This is a genomic window from Mesorhizobium sp. M0563 (assembly GCF_040321065.1).
Classification (GTDB): Bacteria; Pseudomonadota; Alphaproteobacteria; order Rhizobiales; family Rhizobiaceae; genus Mesorhizobium.
Map to the genome: position 1 here is coordinate 528,134 of NZ_JAMYQV010000001.1, position 16,333 is coordinate 544,466.

The window sequence follows — 16,333 nt, forward strand, 5'->3', positions numbered from 1 at the left end:
GGTGAACCATGTCGGATGCTCTCAAGACCTCAGGCATGACCCGGCTGAGAAACTATTTCCTGACCGGCTTCGTCGTTTGCGCGCCATTGGCGATCACCGCCTACATTGCCTGGTCGCTTATCGGCTGGGTCGATTCCTGGGTGAAACCCTACATCCCGGTACGCTACAATCCGGACACCTACCTGCCGTTTCCAGTGCCGGGTTTTGGGCTGATCGTTGCCCTGATCCTCATCACCTTTATCGGTTTCCTGACAGCCAATATCGTCGGTCGCGCCATCGTCAACTTCGGCGAGCGCCTGCTTGGCCGCATGCCGCTGGTGCGCGGCATCTACGGCTCGCTGAAGCAGATTTTCGAGACCGTGCTGTCGAACAAGGGCGACATGTTCCGCCAGGTCGGGTTGGTCGAATATCCGCGCAAGGGGGTCTGGTCGCTGGTCTTCGTCGCCAGCGAGAAGGAAACCGAGATCAACCAGAAGCTCGACCAGCAAGGCGATCCGCTGATTGCGGTGTTCATGCCGTGTACGCCTAACCCGACTACGGGCTTTCTGATGTATGTACCGAAATCCGACATCGTGCTGCTCGACATGACGATCGAGGACGGAGCCAAGCTGATCGTTTCGGCCGGCCTGGTGGCGCCGGCGGTCAAAATGGTGACGGTGAACGGCGAGCAGATCCACGGCGCGCTCGCCAATCCGCCGCTCGACGCGATGCCTCAGCCGGCGCGCAGGAGCCGCACGGCCTCGTCGCGGCCGAATAGATAGAGCAGCAGGCGCAGCGCCGTGCCGCGTTCGGACTGCAGTTCCGGATCACGCGACAGGATCAGCCGCGCATCGTCGCGGGCGGCCTCGAGCAGGTCGGCATGCGCCTCGATGCGCGCCACCTGGAAGCCCGGCGTGCCGGATTGGCGGGTGCCGAGCAACTCGCCTTCGCCGCGCAGCTTCAGATCCTCTTCGGCGATGCGGAAGCCGTCCTCGGTCTCGCGCATCACCGACAGCCGGCGTTTGGCCGTCTCGCCAATCGGGTCCTTGTAGAGCAGCACGCAGGACGACGGCTTGTCGCCGCGCCCGACCCGGCCGCGCAATTGGTGCAACTGGGCAAGGCCAAAACGCTCGGCATGCTCGATGACCATGATTGTTGCGTCAGGCACATCGACGCCGACCTCGATCACCGTGGTGGCGATCAGGATGCGCGTTTCACCCTGCTTGAAGGCGCGCATCGCCTCGTCCTTGTCGGCGCCCTTCATGCGGCCATGCACCAGGCCAATCCGATCACCGAACAGCGGCTTCAGCGAGGCAAAACGGTCCTCGGCCGACATCAGCTTGATCTCCTCGGATTCCTCAACCAGCGGACAGATCCAGTAGATTTTCTGGCCATCGGCGACAGCGTCGAGCATGCGGCCGATCAGCTCGTCGAGCCGTTCAAGCGGCAAGGTGACGGTGCGGATCGGCTGGCGGCCGGCCGGCTTTTCCGTCAGCTTGGACACGTCCATGTCGCCGAAGGCAGTCAGCACCAGCGTCCGCGGTATCGGCGTTGCCGTCATCACCAGCATGTCGGGCGCATCGCCCTTGGCGGTGATGGCAAGGCGCTGGTGGACGCCGAAACGGTGCTGCTCGTCGACGACGGCGAACACGAGGTCATGGAACGTCACCGTTTGCTGGAACAGCGCATGGGTGCCGACGACCATGTCGATGTCGCCATTGGCCAGCCCGGTCAGCGTGTCGGCGCGCTCGCGGCCGTTTTCGCGGCCGGTGAGGATGGCGACGCGCAAGCCGGACCGTTCCGCCAACGGCGCAATCGTTGCCAGATGCTGGCGCGCCAGGATTTCGGTCGGCGCCATCAATGCCGCCTGGCCGCCGGCCTCGACGGCACGCGCCATGGCAAGCAGCGCGACCACCGTCTTGCCGGAGCCGACGTCGCCCTGCAAAAGGCGCAGCATGCGTTCGGGGTCGCCAAGATCGGCGTTGATTTCGGCAAGCGCCATTTCCTGCGACATGGTCAGCGAATAGGGGAGTGCCGCGCGCAGTTGTTCGACTATGCGGCCGTCGCCGACGAGTGGCCGGCCCGATAATCGGCGGACCTTGGCCCGGACCAGCGCCAGCGATACCTGGCCGGCCAAGAACTCATCATAGGCAAGGCGCTGCCACGCTGCGCCGTCGACTGAGACGTCGATCGGGTCGGCAGGATTGTGGACGCGGGTGAGCGCATCGCCGAAAGCAGGAAAGGCGTGGCGGCGGCGGAACTCGCCGTCCTGCCATTCGGGCAGCACCGGCAGGCGGGCCAGCGCTTGGCCAATCGCCCGGCGCAGCACCTTGCCCGAGAGCCCGGCGGTCAGCGGATAGACCGGCTCGACCAATGGGAGGTTTTCTGCGTCGCCGGCAAGTGCGATATGGTCGGGATGAACCATGGTCGGGCGGCCGTTGAACCATTCCATGCGGCCCGAGACGACGACATGCTCGCCTACGGGCATCGCTTTTTCGAGATAGGCGGCATGGGCATGGAAGAAGGTCAGCGCGATCTCGCCAGTCTCGTCATGGGCGTAGACCCGGTAGGGTACCGATCTGTTGCCGCGCGGCGGCGGCTGGTGGCGGTCGATGCGCACATCGAGCGTGACGATTGCGCCCTCGGCCGAACCGGCGATGCCCGGCCGGTTGCGGCGATCGATGACAGTATGCGGCAGCACGAACAAGAGGTCGCCGGCGCGCGCTGCCCGGTCGCCGAGATCCGCCGCCACGACTTTCTCGATCAATGCGCCAACCTTCGACCCGACGCCGGCAAGCGAGGTGATCGGGACAAACAGCGGATCGAGGAGGGAGGGACGCATGATGTCAGCTTATGTTGCGCCGGCCGTAGCGCAAGGCTGACACCGCCTTCTATCCACGCTATATGCGCCGCCTGGGCAAGGATGTTGCACGATGACCGGAACGACTCGATCAAGCGAGGGGCTCGATACCCGCCGCCGCAAGCTTCTGTTTCGTTCGTGGCACCGCGGCATGCGCGAGATGGACCTGATACTCGGCAGCTTCGCCGATGCCGAGATCGGCGCCTTGACCGGCGACGAAATCGACCAATATGAGAGGCTTCTCGACATTCCCGACACCGAATTCCTGCCTATCGTCACCGGCGAGCGCCCGGTTCCGACGGATATAGATTGTGCCGTCCTGCAAAAAATCCTGGCTTCGCGCCGGGACATGACCTTCTGAACAACGTGTAGCCATGAGCCTTATCCCTACGATCGGTCTGCCGAAAGGCCGCGCCGGCCAGTTCATTGTCGATGGCGTCGCCGACGGCTACGAAGCCTTTGCGCTGGTGCAGGCTGCGCACGAGATCGCCCCTGACAAGCCGGTGCTTTTCGTGGCACGCGACGGCCAGCGTCTGCCGGCGATCGTCGAGGCGCTTGCCTTTGCCGCGCCGGGCCTGCCGGTGCTGGAACTGCCGGCCTGGGATTGCCTGCCTTACGACCGCGTCTCGCCCGGCGCCGATGCCGCCGCAAGGCGGCTCGATGCGCTGGCAGCAATGATTGCGCTGGCGAAGAGGCCGCACCGCGCCGTCATTCTCACCACCGCGAATGCGTTGCTTCAGCGCATTCCGCCGGCGGAACTCGTCGAGGCGCAGACCTTTCACGCCAAGCCCGGTAACCAGATCGACATGAACGTACTGGTGTCGCGGCTGGAGACTTCCGGCTTCGAGCGGGTACCGACGGTGCGCGGCATCGGCGAATTTGCAGTGCGGGGCGGCATCCTCGATCTCTTCGCGCCCGGATGGGCGGAGGCGCTGCGCCTCGATTTCTTCGGCGATACGCTGGAATCGATCCGCGTCTTCGACACCGCAACACAGAGAACCACCGGCCAGCGCAAGTCGATGGCGTTGCAGGCGATGAGCGAGGTGGCGCTGACGCCGGAAACCATCAGCCGCTTCCGCCGTGCCTATATCGAAGCCTTTGGCGCACCCTCGCGCGACGATGGGCTCTATGCAGCGGTCAGCGAGGGCAGGCGGTTTGCCGGCATGGAGCACTGGCTGCCGTTCTTCTATGAGCGGCTGGAAACCGTCTTCGACTATCTACCCGACGCGCCTGTGGTTTTCGACCATCTGGCGCATGAGGCACTGGCCGAGCGCCACACTCTGATCCTCGACCACTACGAAGCGCGCAAGAAGCAGGCAGACGGCGCCTTGAAGGACGCGGTGCCCTACAAGCCGGTGCCGCCGGATCTGCTCTATCTGTCGCCAGAGAACCTGATTGCCTCGCTTGGCCCGCGCGAAGCAATAGACTTCACGTCGTTCGATGCGCCCGATGCCGGTGCGAAAAAGGTGTTCCATGCCGGCTCGCGCCACGGCCGCAGCTTCGTCGAGGAACGCGCCGACCCTAGCGCCAACGTTTTCGACGTCGTCGTAAAACACATTTCCGACGAGCGCGCTGCACGCCGCCGCGTCATCGTCGCCGGCTGGACCGAGGGTTCGCTCGACCGGCTTGGTCAGATCCTGGCCGAGCATCATCTTGGCAATCTGAAGCCGGTGGCGACGCTTGCCGAAGCCGAAAGGCTTGAGCCGGGGCAGGCTGGACTGGCCGTGCTGCCGCTCGAATCCGGCTTCGAGACGGAGAAACTGGTCGTTGTCGCCGAGCAGGACATTCTCGGCGACCGGCTGATCCGACGCTCGAAGCGCAAGAAGCGCGCGTCCGACTTCATCGCCGAGGCTTCGGCGTTGTCCTCGGGCGATATTGTCGTCCATTCCGATCATGGCATTGGCCGTTTCATCGGGTTGCGTACCATCGAGGCGGTTGGTGCGCCTCACGATTGCCTCGAAATCCACTATGCCGGCGATGATCGGCTGTTCCTGCCTGTGGAAAACATCGAGCTGCTGTCGCGCTATGGCTCGGATTCGGCCGAGGCGACGCTCGACAAGCTTGGCGGCGGCGCCTGGCAATCGCGCAAGGCGCGGCTGAAGAAGCGCCTGCTCGACATGGCCGGGCAGCTGATCCGCATCGCCGCCGAGCGGCAGATGCGGGCCGCACCGGCGCTGGTGCCGGCGGAAGGCCTCTATGGCGAGTTTGCAGCGCGTTTTCCCTATGAGGAGACCGATGACCAGCAGACGGCGATCGATTCGGTCATGGATGATCTAGGCGCCGGAAAGCCGATGGACCGGCTGATCTGCGGCGATGTCGGCTTCGGCAAGACCGAAGTTGCACTTCGCGCCGCCTTCATCGCGGCGATGGAAGGCGTTCAGGTGGCGGTGGTGGTGCCGACGACATTGTTGTCGCGCCAGCATTTCAAGACCTTCTCGCAGCGCTTCTCGGGCCTGCCGATCCGTGTCGCCCAGGCCTCGCGGCTGGTCGGCGCCAAGGAACTGGCCGAGGCCAAGAAGGGCATCGCCGAAGGTCAGGTTGACATTGTCGTCGGCACGCACGCGCTGCTCGGCTCCTCGATCTCGTTCAAGAATCTCGGCCTGCTGATCATCGACGAGGAGCAGCATTTCGGCGTCAAGCACAAGGAACGGCTGAAAGACCTGAAGACCGACGTCCACGTCCTGACTTTGTCGGCGACGCCGATCCCGCGAACGTTGCAGCTTGCCTTGACCGGCGTGCGCGAGCTGTCGCTGATCGCTACGCCGCCGGTCGACCGCATGGCAGTGCGCACCTTCATCTCGCCCTTCGATCCGCTGGTCATCCGCGAAACGTTGCTGCGCGAGCGCTACCGTGGCGGCCATTCCTTCTATGTCGTGCCGCGCATCAGCGATCTCGCGGAAATCCATGATTTTCTGCGCGAATCCGTGCCTGAGCTGAAAGTGGCGGTGGCGCATGGCCAGATGCCGCCGGGCGAACTCGACGACATCATGAACGCCTTCTATGACGGCCAGTACGATGTGCTTTTGTCGACCACCATCGTCGAATCCGGCCTCGATATCCCGACCGCCAACACGCTGATAGTGCACCGCGCCGATATGTTCGGACTGTCGCAGCTCTATCAGCTGCGCGGCCGTGTCGGCCGTTCGAAGGTGCGCGCCTACGCGCTGTTCACACTGCCCGCCAACCGCAAGCTCACCGATACAGCCGAGCGTCGGCTGAAAGTGCTGCAGTCGCTCGATACGCTCGGCGCCGGTTTCCAACTGGCTAGCCACGACCTCGATATCCGCGGCGCCGGCAATCTGCTCGGCGAAGAGCAGTCGGGCCACATCAAGGAGGTTGGTTTCGAGCTCTACCAACAGATGCTGGAGGAGGCGGTGGCCGAAGTGAAGGATTCCGGCGAGGTGCAGGACGGCGGCTGGTCGCCGCAGATCGCCGTCGGCACAGCGGTGATGATCCCGGAAAGCTATGTCCCGGACCTGCAGCTCAGGCTGGCGCTCTATCGCCGTCTTGGCGATCTCGAAAATACGGCAGAGATCGATGCTTTCGGCGCCGAGCTGATCGACCGGTTCGGGACGCTGCCGGAAGAGGTAAAACATCTGTTGAAGATCGTCTTCATCAAGGCGCTTTGCCGCAAGGCCAACGTCGAGAAGCTCGACGCCGGGCCGAAAGGCGTCGTCATCCATTTCCGCAAGCGGGAATTCCCCAATCCGGTCGGGCTGGTCAAGCTCATCGGCGAACAGGGCTCGCTGGCCAAGATCCGGCCCGACCAGAGCGTCGTCTTCAGCCGCGACTGGCCGACCCCCGAAAAGCGGCTGGCAGGCTCGGCGGTTGTCATGACGCAGTTGGCACGGCTGGTGGAGAAGGCGGCGGCGTAGCAGGGTGTCGCTGGTGCTCTGGGCACAGCCGCACCGGCACTTTCACCGTGCCGTGCCCATTCGCCACGCGGCCAATTCCGGTCTAGAATAGGAAATCGGCTTCGTGTATGGAGCCGCGACCCCATATTGGGCGGATTGGCGGGCGATGGCGTCCGTGCGAAAGAGCGTTGGGTGCTTCGATGACGAAATGGTCGCCGAATTCGTGGAGAGCTAAGCCGATCCAGCAGGTTCCTGCCTATCCGGACCTTGTCGCGCTGAGGAACACGGAAGCCCAGCTCGCCACCTTTCCGCCGTTGGTTTTTGCAGGTGAGGCGCGCAAGCTGAAGAAGCAGCTTGCAGCCGTCGCTGCCGGGGACGCATTCCTTCTGCAGGGTGGCGATTGCGCCGAGAGCTTCGCCGAGCATGGCGCCGACAATATCCGCGACTTCTTCCGCGTCTTTTTGCAGATGTCGGTGGTACTGACCTTCGCCGGCGCGCAGCCGGTGGTGAAGGTCGGCCGTGTCGCCGGCCAGTTCGCCAAGCCGCGCTCGTCCGACAATGAGACCAAGGGCGGTGTGACGCTGCCCAGCTATCGCGGCGACATCATCAATGGCATCGAGTTCGATGCCAAGTCGCGCATTCCCGATCCTGCGCGGCAGGAGATGGCGTACCGCCAGTCGGCGGCGACGCTCAACCTGTTGCGCGCCTTCGCCCAGGGCGGCTACGCCAGCCTGGAGAACGTGCATCAATGGATGCTCGGCTTCGTGTCCGACAGCCCGCAGGGCGAGAAATACGAGTCGCTCGCCAACCGCATCACCGAGACGATGGACTTCATGAAGGCCGTCGGCATCACCTCGGAGACCAATTACGCACTGCGCGAGACCGATTTCTACACCAGCCACGAAGCGCTGCTGCTCGGTTATGAAGAGGCGCTGACCCGCGTCGATTCGACTTCGGGCGACTGGTACGCCACCTCCGGCCACATGATCTGGATCGGCGATCGCACGCGCCAACCCGACCACGCGCATGTCGAATACTGCCGTGGCATCAAGAACCCGCTCGGCCTGAAATGTGGCCCGTCGCTGACGCCGGACGGCCTGTTGCAGCTCATCGACCTGCTCAATCCGGAGAACGAGCCTGGCCGGCTGACGCTGATTGCCCGCTTCGGTTCCGATAAGGTCGCCGAACATCTGCCCAAACTGGTGCGCGCGGTGCAGAAGGAAGGCCGCAGCGTGGTGTGGTCGTCGGATCCGATGCATGGCAATACCATCGAGGCCGCCGGCTACAAGACACGGCCGTTCGACCGCATCCTGAAGGAGGTGCAGACCTTCTTCGAGGTGCATCGCGTCGAAGGCACGCATCCCGGCGGCATCCACATCGAGATGACCGGCAAGAACGTCACCGAGTGCACCGGTGGTGCCCGCGCCATCACCGCCGAAGAGCTGCAGGATCGCTACCACACCCATTGCGACCCGCGCCTCAATGCCGACCAGGCGATCGAGCTGGCCTTCCTGGTGTCCGATCTGCTCAAGAAGAGCCATCCGGTCCAGCACAAGCAGGCCGTCAACGGCTGATGCGATCTGAACTTTGATATATTGAAAAAGCGCCGGAGAAATCCGGCGCTTTTTGTATTCAATCCGGCGGGTGTCGCATTTGCTCGTGCGTAACGCGCGCAAAACTGGAATCCTGCCAAGCGATGGCAATTGCATTGGGAGGCCGAGATGGCTGACAGTCACAGCGGATCATGCTTGTGCGGGGCAGTGCGGTTGCAGACGCGAGGACCGCTACGCGGCGTTATCTACTGCCATTGCTCGCAGTGCCGAAAGCAGAGCGGGCATTTTTATGCCGCGACCAATGTCGCCGATCGCGACATCACAATCGCCGGCGCAGAGAACGTCACCTGGTACGAGGCATCTTCGTTTGCCAGGCGCGGTTTCTGCAAGACATGCGGATCGCTGCTGTTCTGGAAACCGATGGAGGGTGGCTACGTTTCGGTCATGGCCGGCCTGTTCGACGCGCCAACCGGACTTCAAGGGGAATGTCATATCTTCGTCGGCGACAAGGGCGATTACTACGCGATCGACGATGGGCTGCCGCAGTTCGAGAAGTCGACGCCGTCGATCAAGGTAGCAGACGGCTGATTTTTGAAGAGGCCGCCTTATTCCCTTGATCCAGCCATTGCGCTATCCCCTGCCGGTGATTCCGAAGGGTTCTGGCATGCAGCGGCTGATCGACGCTTTTTACAATTCGGTGCGGGCGTTTCGCAAACTGGCCGCCGGCGAGGAGGCCTTCCAGCTGGAACTGGTCCTGCTTGTGCTTGCGCTGCCGCTCGGCTGGTTCCTTTCAGAATCGTGGCGCGGCTATGCCCTGCTGATCGGTGCGGTGCTGCTCATGATCATGATCGAAGTGCTGAACACCGGCATTGAGGCGGCATGCGACGCGTTCAGCCGCGAATTCAACATCGACATCCAGCTAGCCAAGGATTGCGGTTCGCTGGCGGTGCTGATTTCGGTGGTGATCGTCGCCGGCGTCTGGGGCGTCGCAGTCATCGAGCGCATCGTTGGGGTACCGATCTGAGGTTTCAGGCACCACATGCCGGTTAATCGAGGAGACCGATATGGCCGATACCGCCGGATTTCTGCTGCTTGAACGTGAGGGCCTGCCGGACGATCTGCGCTGGCTGGTGGAAAAATATCCGCGCGAGGACTGGCAGGCGCATGCCAACATCCACGGCATGGCCAATATGTGGCTGCAGCGGCACGACATGTTCCGCGACCTTGGCGGCATGCTCACCAACGGCATTGGCGATTATCGTGAGGGCAGGCTGAACGCGCCGGAATTCGCACGCTGGTTCGCGCCGCGCCTCAATCATTTCCTCGGCAATCTCGATGGCCACCACAATGTCGAGGACCATCACTATTTCCCGGTCTTCGCCAGGGCCGAGACTCGTCTGAAGCGCGGCTTCGAAATCCTGGATGCCGATCACCACACAATCCATGAGGGACTGGAGCGCAATGCCGAGGCGGCAAATGCCTTCATCGGCACGCTTCAGGAGAGCGAGGACAAACAGCGCTTCGCCGCCGATGCCTATGCCGACGAGAACAGCCGGCTGATCGCCATGTTGACCCGGCATCTTGCCGACGAGGAAGACCTGATCATTCCGCTGATCCTCGAGAAGGGCGACCGCGCGCTCGGCATTGATTGACGATCAGCTTCCCTTGCGAAGCTCCTTCTTGGCGAGGACGTGCGACGCCAGCCAGCCGAGGATGGCCACAACGAGACCGATGACCAGGGCGATCAGCAACCGCTCGTGGCGGGCCAGCGCCTGGCCGACGATGCGCTCCGCGCCCAGCCCGAAGACATAACCGACAGTGCAGAACAGTGCCGCCCAGACTACCGACGAGATGGCGTTGAGGATGACGAAGCGCGCTGCGGCGATACCCGACAGCCCGGCTGCGATACCACCGACCAGGCGCAGGCCATAGATGTAGCGGTTCGACAGCACGAAAATGTTGGGATGAGAGGTGACAAGGCGGTAGGCGTGGCTGAACCCTGGCCGGGCTCGGAGTCCGATCACGAATTTATGGTCGGCGAAGCTCCGTCCCAGGATGAAAAAGAACGTGTCGCCACCGAAGGCGCCGAGCGCCGCCGCGAGGAAGGCCTGCCACGGGACGAAGACATGCTGATGCGCAAAGAAACCGCCAAGGATGGCGGCGCTTTCGCCCTCGGCGACGCAGCCCAGAAAAACCGCGACCAGCCCATATTGCTCAATGAGACGATGGATGGCTTCCGTCATGAAGACGTCCGCTGGTTCGACAGAATCTCGTCGATGCGCTTCACCTGCTCGGCCAGCCGGGCGATCTCGTCGCGCATGCCGATGATCTGGCTGTGGCGCAGTTCGTCGAGCTTTTCATGCAACGCCATGATCTCGATCTCGGCCTTGAGATTAACCTCATAGTCGTGGGCGGCGTCGATACGATCGCGCTCGGTCTGGCGGTTCTGCGCCATCATGATCACTGGCGCCTGCAGGGCAGCAACCATGGAAAGCACGAGATTGAGGAAGATGAAAGGATAGGGATCGAAGGCGGCGCGCGACAAGAGCCAGACATTGCCTGCCGTCCACAGGATCAGGAAGCCAATGAATGTCAGGATGAAGGACCACGAACCGCCGATCCGGGCGATGGTGTCAGCCAGGCGGTCGCCAAACGTCTGGTGAAAGGCGACGGCCTTGTTGGTGTCTTTGGAGATCGTGGTGCGCTCGAGCGTTGATTGCAGCACCCGGCTTTCGAGCGCGCTGAGGCCGTCCGGCTTTCGCTTCAGCCAGCGGTTTGCCAGGTCCTCGATCGTTTTGTTCATCGTCGCCTCCGTCGTCAGCGATAGAGGTAGAAGCTGCCGGTTCATACGGGAAGTGGTAGATTGACGCGATGGGGTCAGGAAACAATGGTGGATTTTCAGAAGATTCGCGCCCGTGCGGCGAAACGCAAAGGCGGTGAGGCAGCGCTGACGTCGCTGCTGGGCCCTACGCCCGACAATGCCGCGCTGGCAAAGATTGCGGATGACCGGATCCTGTCGACCATGGCCGAACGGGTCTTTGCCGCCGGCTTCGTCTGGCGCGTCATCGAGCAGAAATGGCCAGGTTTCGAGGAAGCATTTCTTGGCTTCGAGCCGAAGCGGCTGCTGTTCCAGCCTGACGATTTCTGGCACGATCTCACCGCCGACAAGCGCATCGTGCGCAATCCGCAGAAGATCAAGTCGGTACGCGACAACGCAGCCTTCGTCGAGCGCGTGTCGAAGGAGCATGGCAGCTTCGGCAAGTTCCTCGCCGACTGGCCGGCCGGCGATCAGGTCGGGCTGATGGCTTATCTCGGCAAGCACGGGAGCCGGCTCGGCGGCAATACCGGCCAGTATTTTCTGCGCTGGCTGGAGTGGGACGCCTTCATCGTCTCGGCCGACATGGCGGCAGCGCTGCGCGACGCCGGGCTCGACATCGCGCAGAGCCCGACATCGAAGAAGGACCTAGACAAGATCCAGGTGCAGATCAACGCCTGGGCGGCGGAGACCGAGCTGCCGCGCCGACACATTTCGCGCATTCTGGCAATGTCGATCGGCGAGAACCATCCGCCGGAGGCGCTACGCGAATATATGGGCGAATAGGACCGATTGTTTGGTCCAAACGAACGCCATTGCCGGACGAATTTTGCCGCGCTAAACCCACAGGCATGATCGACAAGACCGCTCCAGACATATTGCGCATCGCCGTCGCCCAGCTCAATCCGACGGTCGGCGACGTCGCCGGCAATCTTGCCAAGGCGCGCGAGGCGAGGGCGGATGCCGCCCGCCAGGGCGCCGATCTCGTGCTGTTCACCGAGCTTTTCCTGGCCGGCTATCCGCCTGAGGATCTGGTGCTGAAGCCCGCCTTCCTGAAGGCCTGCGAGCGGGCTGCCGAGGACTTCGCCGGCGATACCGCCGATGGCGGCCCGGGCGTCATCATCGGCACGCCGCTGAAGCGCAAGACCGGCACGCACAATTCGATCATCTTTGCCGATGGCGGCAAGATCCTTGCCGAACGCTACAAGCTCGACCTGCCGAATTACGGTGAGTTCGACGAGAAGCGCGTCTTCCAGGCCGGACCCGAGATCCAGGGGCCGGTCAATTTCCGCGGCGTGCGCGTGGGGATACCGATCTGCGAAGATATCTGGGGCGCGGTTGCTGTCTGCGAGACGCTGGCCGAAAGCGGCGCGGAAATCCTGCTGGTCCCGAACGGCTCGCCCTATTACCGCGGCAAGGTCGACGTCCGCCACCAGATCGTCATCCGCCAGGTCATCGAATGCGGACTGCCGATTATCTATGCCAACCAGCTTGGCGGCCAGGACGAGCTGATCTTCGACGGCGCGTCGTTTGCCATAGGCTCTGACAAGACGCTGGCCTTCCAGATGAGCCAGTTCGAGGAGACGGTCAACGTCACCACCTGGAAGCGAAAGAATGACGTCTGGGTCTGCTCTGATGGACCGATGTCGAAAATCCCGGAGAAGGAGGAGGCCGACTATCGCGCCTGCATGTTGGGACTGCGCGATTACGTCAACAAGAACGGCTTCAAGAATGTCGTGCTCGGCCTCTCCGGCGGCATCGATTCGGCGATCTGCGCAGCACTTGCCGTCGATGCGCTCGGCGAGGAACGGCTGCGGGCGGTGATGATGCCTTACCGCTACACCTCGAAGGACTCGCTGAAGGATGCCGAAGACTGCGCGCGCGCGCTCGGCTGCCGCTACGATATCGTGCCGATCTTCGAGCCGGTCGAGGGCTTCCTGCACACACTGACGCAGCTTTTCGAGGGCACCAAGGAAGGCATCACCGAGGAAAACCTGCAGAGCCGGGCCCGTGGCACCATCCTGATGGCGATTTCCAACAAGTTCGGCTCGATGGTGGTCACTACCGGCAACAAGAGCGAGATGTCGGTAGGCTACGCCACGCTCTATGGCGACATGAATGGCGGCTTCAACCCGATAAAGGACCTCTACAAGATGCAGGTCTATGCGCTGTCGCGCTGGCGCAACGCGCATGTGCCGCCGGGTGCGCTCGGTCCGTCCGGCGAGGTGATCCCGAATAATATCATCGACAAGGCGCCCTCGGCGGAACTGCGCGAGAACCAGACCGACCAGGATTCGCTGCCGCCCTATCCAGTGCTCGACGACATATTGGAGTGTCTGGTCGAGAACGAGATGGGTGTCGATGACATCGTTGCGCGCGGCCATGACCGGGCGACGGTGACGCGCGTCGAGCACCTGCTTTACGTCGCCGAATACAAGCGCCGGCAGGCGGCACCCGGTGTGAAGATCACCAGGAAGAATTTCGGCCGCGACCGCCGCTATCCCATTACCAACCGGTTCAGGGATGGCGGGTAGGCGATTGGCTGCATAACGGTTTAGCCATGGCCAACTTTGAAATCAGCTTCGACCTGTCGCAGATCGACTTCCGGGCGACGTCCGACATTTTGAAGGAGAGCTATTGGGGCAGCGGCCGCAGCGATGAACTGCACCGCCGCGCCTTTGCCAACTCACTGTGCGTCGGCGCCTATGTCGGCGGCAATCAGGTCGGCTTTGGCCGGGCGATCACCGACCGTACGGTATTTGCCTATCTCGCCGACATCATTGTCTGGCCCGGGTATCGCGGGCAAGGCATCGGGACCCGGCTTGTCCAGGCGCTTATCGACCACCCGGATTGCAAGACTGTCACCCACTGGAGCCTGTCTACCAACGATGCCCACGCGGTCTACGAGAAGCTCGGCTTCAGGCCTTCCACCGACGGCCGCTATATGCGCCTCGACCGCGTCCCGGCAGCCTGAACAGAGGCAGCGCACAACCGACCGTTGTTGCAAAATCGTCTCACTGGTTGGACCAGATGCGCTTTCGACCATCTACTGACTTGGCGCGGCGTTGAGGCGTCTCTATAAACGCCTTTCCGCGATCCCCTTGGGGAGGACCGAAATGCCAGGATTTGACATCGTCATGCGAGGCCGCGAAGCCTAGGTCCCAATCGGTGAGCCCGAAGGTTCTTACCTTTGCGGCGAAGCCGAGCTGAGAACAGGCGTTCGTCGATGCCGGTCGCCGCCCGTATTCGGGCGAGCCGCCAAATGTGCCGAACCTCCGCTTTCCTTGGGTGCTAATTCGCCCGACGCGGTTTTTTCAATTTCGACCTTTCCGGGATCGGGCTCGTTTGCGCCCGAATGACATCATGGCTCGTTTTCGAATAGATTTGCGCGCGGGCGCCTTTCGCAGCGTTCTTGGTTTTACGCTCAGTCATTGGCGGCGCCAGCCGTGGCGGCTTTCGCTGATCATGGCCACATTCCTGCTGTCGACCCTGGCCGACGTGCTGACGCCGCTCTATTCCGGCCGGCTGGTCGACGCCGTTGCCAGCAGTGCCACTGCCGACGATGTCGCATGGAATGCCGCGACGGCTGCCTTTTCGATGCTGGTGGCCCTGGCGCTCACCGGTGTCGTGCTGCGCAATCTCGCCTTCATGGCCATCGTCGAACTGACCCTGAAGATGATGGCCGACATCGCCGCCGATGCCTTCCACCGCGTCCAGCGCTTCTCCACCGACTGGCACGCAAACAGCTTCGCCGGATCGACGGTGCGCAAGATAACGCGCGGCATGTGGGCGCTCGACCTGCTCAACGACACGATCCTGATCGCGCTGCTGCCGTCGGTCGTCATGCTTGTCGGCTCGACGCTGTTGCTCGGCTGGTTCTGGCCGCTGATGGGCGCGGTCGTCGCGACGGGCTCGGTGCTGTTCATCGCCGTGACGACGATGCTGTCGCTCGGCTATGTCGCCCCCGCGGCAAGGCTTGCCAATGCGTGGGATACGCGGCTTGGCGGCTCGCTGGCCGATGCGGTGAGCTGTAATGCCGTGGTCAAGGGTTTTGGCGCCGAGGAGCGCGAGGAGACACGGCTTGCCGACGTCGTCGCCAAATGGCGCGCACGCACGCGGCGCACCTGGGTGCGCGGCACCGTCAACGGCACCACGCAAGGCACGATGCTGCTGCTTTTGAGGGCAGCGGTCATCGGGTTCTCACTGCTTTTGTGGTCGTGGGGGCAGGCGAGCGCCGGCGACGTCGCCTTCGTGCTGACCTCATTCTTCGTGCTGCAAGGCTATCTGCGCGACATCGGCACGCATATCCGCAATCTGCAGCGCTCGATCAACGATATGGAGGAACTGGTCGACTTCCAGTCCGAACCACTCGGCATCGAGGATCGGCCCCGCGCCAAACCGATCCGGATCACCGATGGCCGTATCACCTTCGACAATGTCACGTTCCACTACGGCAACCATCGCTTGCCGCTCTATCGCGACTTTTCGGCGGATATCGCGCCGGGCGAGCGGGTCGGGCTGGTTGGCCATTCGGGCTCCGGCAAGACGACATTCGTCAAGCTGATCCAGCGCCTCTATGACGTGACTGCGGGCAATATCCTGATCGACGGCCAGGATATTGCCAATGTCGCGCAGGCGTCGCTGCGCGCACAGATCGCGATCGTCCAGCAGGAGCCGATCCTGTTCCACCGGTCGCTGGCTGAAAACATCGCCTATGCCCGGCCGAGCGCCACGCAGGCCGAGATCGAGCACGCGGCGCGCTTGGCCAGCGCGCATGACTTCATCGCCGATTTGCCGAAAGGCTATGGCACGCTGGTCGGCGAGCGTGGCGTAAAGCTGTCGGGCGGCGAGCGTCAGCGTGTTGCAATCGCACGCGCCTTCCTCGCCGATGCGCGCATCCTCATCCTGGACGAGGCAACGTCGAGCCTCGATTCGGAATCGGAGGTGCTGATCCAGCAGGCGATGGAGCGCTTGATGGTCGGCCGCACGACGCTGGTCATCGCCCACCGGCTGTCGACCGTGCGCGCGCTGGACAGGCTTCTGGTGTTCGATCGCGGCCGCATTGTCGAGGAGGGATCGCATGACCAACTGATCCGGCTGCAAGGCGGCATCTACCGCCGGCTGTTCGAACGTCAGGCGCTTGAGCTGACCAAAGGCCTGGTGATCTGACGGTTACGGCGCGGCGCGTCTTAATGGACGCGCGGCGCTGCCGTCTTTTCTTCGTCTTCGTCATGTTCTATGTCTGCCGCAGAGCGCGGGGGCGCGTCTTGTC

14 protein-coding genes are annotated in these 16,333 nt (G+C 63.0%); 11 read left to right on the forward strand and 3 right to left on the reverse strand.

The window, feature by feature from the left end; translation table 11 throughout:
• Positions 1-8: 8 nt before the first annotated feature.
• Positions 9-761, forward strand: a complete 753-nt coding sequence (locus NKI50_RS02565; RefSeq protein ID WP_031194320.1) for a DUF502 domain-containing protein — start codon at positions 9-11, stop codon at positions 759-761.
• Here the strand turns inward: NKI50_RS02565 and recG are convergent.
• Positions 713-2,821 (reverse strand): ATP-dependent DNA helicase RecG, encoded by a 2,109-nt coding sequence (gene recG, locus NKI50_RS02570; protein ID WP_352642692.1) that lies wholly within the window; start codon positions 2,819-2,821, stop codon positions 713-715. The two genes, NKI50_RS02565 and recG, sit on opposite strands and share 49 nt — an antisense overlap.
• A gap of 91 nt (positions 2,822-2,912) precedes the next feature.
• Between recG and NKI50_RS02575 the strand changes: the two genes are divergently transcribed.
• From NKI50_RS02575 to NKI50_RS02600, 6 genes are all read left to right on the forward strand, one after another.
• Entirely contained in the window at positions 2,913-3,200 is a 288-nt protein-coding gene (locus NKI50_RS02575; RefSeq protein WP_023720093.1) for a succinate dehydrogenase assembly factor 2, read from the forward strand.
• Positions 3,201-3,213: 13 nt separating this feature from the next.
• On the forward strand, positions 3,214-6,714 hold the full coding sequence (mfd, locus tag NKI50_RS02580; RefSeq protein WP_352642694.1) for a transcription-repair coupling factor: 3,501 nt from the start codon (positions 3,214-3,216) through the stop codon (positions 6,712-6,714).
• 179 nt (positions 6,715-6,893) lie between these two features.
• On the forward strand, positions 6,894-8,267 hold the full coding sequence (locus NKI50_RS02585; protein WP_352482211.1) for a class II 3-deoxy-7-phosphoheptulonate synthase: 1,374 nt from the start codon (positions 6,894-6,896) through the stop codon (positions 8,265-8,267).
• A 147-nt stretch (positions 8,268-8,414) separates the two neighbouring features.
• Positions 8,415-8,834 carry a GFA family protein gene (locus NKI50_RS02590; RefSeq protein ID WP_352482212.1) on the forward strand — a complete coding sequence of 140 codons (420 nt, stop codon included), beginning with the start codon at positions 8,415-8,417 and terminating at the stop codon, positions 8,832-8,834.
• Between the two features lie 76 nt (positions 8,835-8,910).
• Positions 8,911-9,270 (forward strand): diacylglycerol kinase, encoded by a 360-nt coding sequence (locus tag NKI50_RS02595; RefSeq protein ID WP_023720089.1) that lies wholly within the window; start codon positions 8,911-8,913, stop codon positions 9,268-9,270.
• Positions 9,271-9,310: 40 nt separating this feature from the next.
• A complete protein-coding gene (locus NKI50_RS02600) occupies positions 9,311-9,898 on the forward strand; it encodes a hemerythrin domain-containing protein (RefSeq protein WP_023720088.1) in 588 nt (195 codons plus the stop codon).
• A gap of 3 nt (positions 9,899-9,901) precedes the next feature.
• On the opposite strand, the gene NKI50_RS02605 is transcribed toward NKI50_RS02600, so the two are convergent.
• Positions 9,902-10,489 carry a DedA family protein gene (locus NKI50_RS02605; protein WP_023720087.1) on the reverse strand — a complete coding sequence of 196 codons (588 nt, stop codon included), beginning with the start codon at positions 10,487-10,489 and terminating at the stop codon, positions 9,902-9,904.
• Positions 10,486-11,049, reverse strand: a complete 564-nt coding sequence (locus tag NKI50_RS02610) for a DUF1003 domain-containing protein (RefSeq protein ID WP_352642697.1) — start codon at positions 11,047-11,049, stop codon at positions 10,486-10,488. The genes NKI50_RS02605 and NKI50_RS02610 overlap by 4 nt, the downstream gene beginning before the upstream one ends.
• 84 nt (positions 11,050-11,133) lie before the next feature.
• Here NKI50_RS02610 and NKI50_RS02615 point away from each other — a divergent pair, with 84 nt between their 5' ends.
• From NKI50_RS02615 to NKI50_RS02630, 4 genes are all read left to right on the forward strand, one after another.
• The gene (locus NKI50_RS02615; protein WP_023720085.1) at positions 11,134-11,847 is read left to right on the forward strand and encodes a DNA-3-methyladenine glycosylase I; all 714 of its coding nucleotides are present in this window, start codon (positions 11,134-11,136) and stop codon (positions 11,845-11,847) included.
• A gap of 65 nt (positions 11,848-11,912) precedes the next feature.
• Entirely contained in the window at positions 11,913-13,595 is a 1,683-nt protein-coding gene (locus NKI50_RS02620) for an NAD+ synthase (RefSeq protein WP_352715280.1), read from the forward strand.
• A gap of 26 nt (positions 13,596-13,621) precedes the next feature.
• Entirely contained in the window at positions 13,622-14,035 is a 414-nt protein-coding gene (locus NKI50_RS02625) for a GNAT family N-acetyltransferase (RefSeq protein ID WP_352482216.1), read from the forward strand.
• 389 nt (positions 14,036-14,424) lie between these two features.
• Positions 14,425-16,230, forward strand: coding sequence for an ABC transporter ATP-binding protein (locus NKI50_RS02630; RefSeq protein WP_352642701.1), 1,806 nt, complete (start codon positions 14,425-14,427; stop codon positions 16,228-16,230).
• The last annotated feature ends 103 nt before the right edge of the window (positions 16,231-16,333 follow it).